This window comes from Peribacillus sp. Bi96 (assembly GCF_918698115.1).
Lineage (GTDB): Bacteria > Bacillota > Bacilli > Bacillales > DSM-1321 > Peribacillus.
The window spans coordinates 1-3,007 of record NZ_CAKKLV010000063.1; the positions used below are offsets into that span (position 1 = coordinate 1).

General features: G+C 52.0%; 1 rRNA gene. It reads right to left on the reverse strand.

The features are described from left to right. A 23S ribosomal RNA gene (locus LQ203_RS27210) occupies positions 1–2,933 on the reverse strand. Positions 2,934–3,007: the final 74 nt, after the last annotated feature.

Genomic DNA, 3,007 nt, shown 5'->3' on the forward strand with positions numbered 1-3,007 from the left:
TTGGTTAAGTCCTCGATCTATTAGTATCAGTCAGCTCCACATGTCGCCACGCTTCCACCTCTGACCTATCAACCTGATCATCTTTCAGGGATCTTACTAGCTTGCGCCATGGGAAATCTCATCTTGAGGGGGGCTTCATGCTTAGATGCTTTCAGCACTTATCCCGTCCGCACGTAGCTACCCAGCTATGCCTTTGGCAAGACAACTGGTACACCAGCGGTGCGTCCATCCCGGTCCTCTCGTACTAAGGACAGCTCCTCTCAAATTTCCTGCGCCCGCGACGGATAGGGACCGAACTGTCTCACGACGTTCTGAACCCAGCTCGCGTACCGCTTTAATGGGCGAACAGCCCAACCCTTGGGACCGACTACAGCCCCAGGATGCGATGAGCCGACATCGAGGTGCCAAACCTCCCCGTCGATGTGGACTCTTGGGGGAGATAAGCCTGTTATCCCCGGGGTAGCTTTTATCCGTTGAGCGATGGCCCTTCCATGCGGAACCACCGGATCACTAAGCCCGACTTTCGTCCCTGCTCGACTTGTAGGTCTCGCAGTCAAGCTCCCTTGTGCCTTTACACTCTACGAATGATTTCCAACCATTCTGAGGGAACCTTTGGGCGCCTCCGTTACTCTTTAGGAGGCGACCGCCCCAGTCAAACTGCCCACCTGACACTGTCTCCCACCCCGATAAGGGGCGCGGGTTAGAATTTCAATACAGCCAGGGTAGTATCCCACCAACGCCTCCACCGAAGCTAGCGCTCCGGCTTCTCAGGCTCCTACCTATCCTGTACAAGCTGTACCAAAATTCAATATCAGGCTGCAGTAAAGCTCCACGGGGTCTTTCCGTCCTGTCGCGGGTAACCTGCATCTTCACAGGTACTATAATTTCACCGAGTCTCTCGTTGAGACAGTGCCCAGATCGTTACACCTTTCGTGCGGGTCGGAACTTACCCGACAAGGAATTTCGCTACCTTAGGACCGTTATAGTTACGGCCGCCGTTTACTGGGGCTTCGGTTCAAAGCTTCGCTTGCGCTAACCTCTCCCCTTAACCTTCCAGCACCGGGCAGGTGTCAGCCCCTATACTTCGCCTTGCGGCTTCGCAGAGACCTGTGTTTTTGCTAAACAGTCGCCTGGGCCTATTCACTGCGGCTTTTCTGGGCTATTCACCCTAAAAAGCACCCCTTCTCCCGAAGTTACGGGGTCATTTTGCCGAGTTCCTTAACGAGAGTTCTCTCGCACACCTTAGGATTCTCTCCTCGCCTACCTGTGTCGGTTTGCGGTACGGGCACCTTACATCTCACTAGAGGCTTTTCTTGGCAGCGTGGAATCAGGAACTTCGGTACTATATTTCCCTCGCCATCACAGCTCCGCCTTAATGGAAACGGGATTTGCCTCGTTTCCGGCCTAACTGCTTGGACGCGCATATCCAACAGCGCGCTTACCCTATCCTTCTGCGTCCCCCCATCGTTCAAACGATGTATAGGTGGTACAGGAATATCAACCTGTTGTCCATCGCCTACGCCTTTCGGCCTCGGCTTAGGTCCCGACTAACCCTGAGCGGACGAGCCTTCCTCAGGAAACCTTAGGCATTCGGTGGAAGGGATTCTCACCCTTCTTTCGCTACTCATACCGGCATTCTCACTTCTAAGCGCTCCACCAGTCCTTCCGGTCTGACTTCAACGCCCTTAGAACGCTCTCCTACCATCGACACCATACGGTGTCAATCCACAGCTTCGGTGATACGTTTAGCCCCGGTACATTTTCGGCGCGGAGTCACTCGACCAGTGAGCTATTACGCACTCTTTAAATGGTGGCTGCTTCTGAGCCAACATCCTGGTTGTCTAAGCAACTCCACATCCTTTTCCACTTAACGTATACTTTGGGACCTTAGCTGGTGGTCTGGGCTGTTTCCCTTTCGACTACGGATCTTATCACTCGCAGTCTGACTCCCAAGAATAAGTATTTGGCATTCGGAGTTTGACTGAATTCGGTAACCCGTTGGGGGCCCCTAGTCCAATCAGTGCTCTACCTCCAATACTCTCATCTTGAGGCTAGCCCTAAAGCTATTTCGGAGAGAACCAGCTATCTCCAGGTTCGATTGGAATTTCTCCGCTACCCACACCTCATCCCCGCACTTTTCAACGTGCGTGGGTTCGGGCCTCCATTCAGTGTTACCTGAACTTCACCCTGGACATGGGTAGATCACCTGGTTTCGGGTCTACGACCTCATACTCATTCGCCCTATTCAGACTCGCTTTCGCTGCGGCTCCGTCTTATCAACTTAACCTCGCATGAAATCGTAACTCGCCGGTTCATTCTACAAAAGGCACGCCATTACCCATTAACGGGCTTTGACTACTTGTAGGCACACGGTTTCAGGATCTATTTCACTCCCCTTCCGGGGTGCTTTTCACCTTTCCCTCACGGTACTGGTTCACTATCGGTCACTAGGGAGTATTTAGCCTTGGGAGATGGTCCTCCCTGCTTCCGACGGGATTTCTCGTGTCCCGCCGTACTCAGGATCCACTCAGGAGGGAACGAAGTTTCAACTACAGGGTTTTTACCTTCTTTGACGGACCTTTCCAGATCACTTCATTTACCCCGTTCCTTTGTAACTCCATGTTGAGTGTCCTACAACCCCAAGAGGCAAGCCTCTTGGTTTGGGCTAATTCCGTTTCGCTCGCCGCTACTCAGGAAATCGCATTTGCTTTCTCTTCCTCCGGGTACTTAGATGTTTCAGTTCCCCGGGTCTGCCTTCAGTACCCTATGTATTCAGGTAAAGATACTGTTCCATTACGAACAGTGGGTTTCCCCATTCGGAAATCTCCGGATCAAAGCTTACTTACAGCTCCCCGAAGCATATCGGTGTTAGTCCCGTCCTTCATCGGCTCCTAGTGCCAAGGCATCCACCGTGCGCCCTTTCTAACTTAACCGTTAAAAAAGATCTTACTGATGCTTTGAAAAAAATTAATTGCCTTCTATCTATTATCTAGTTTTCAAGGAACAA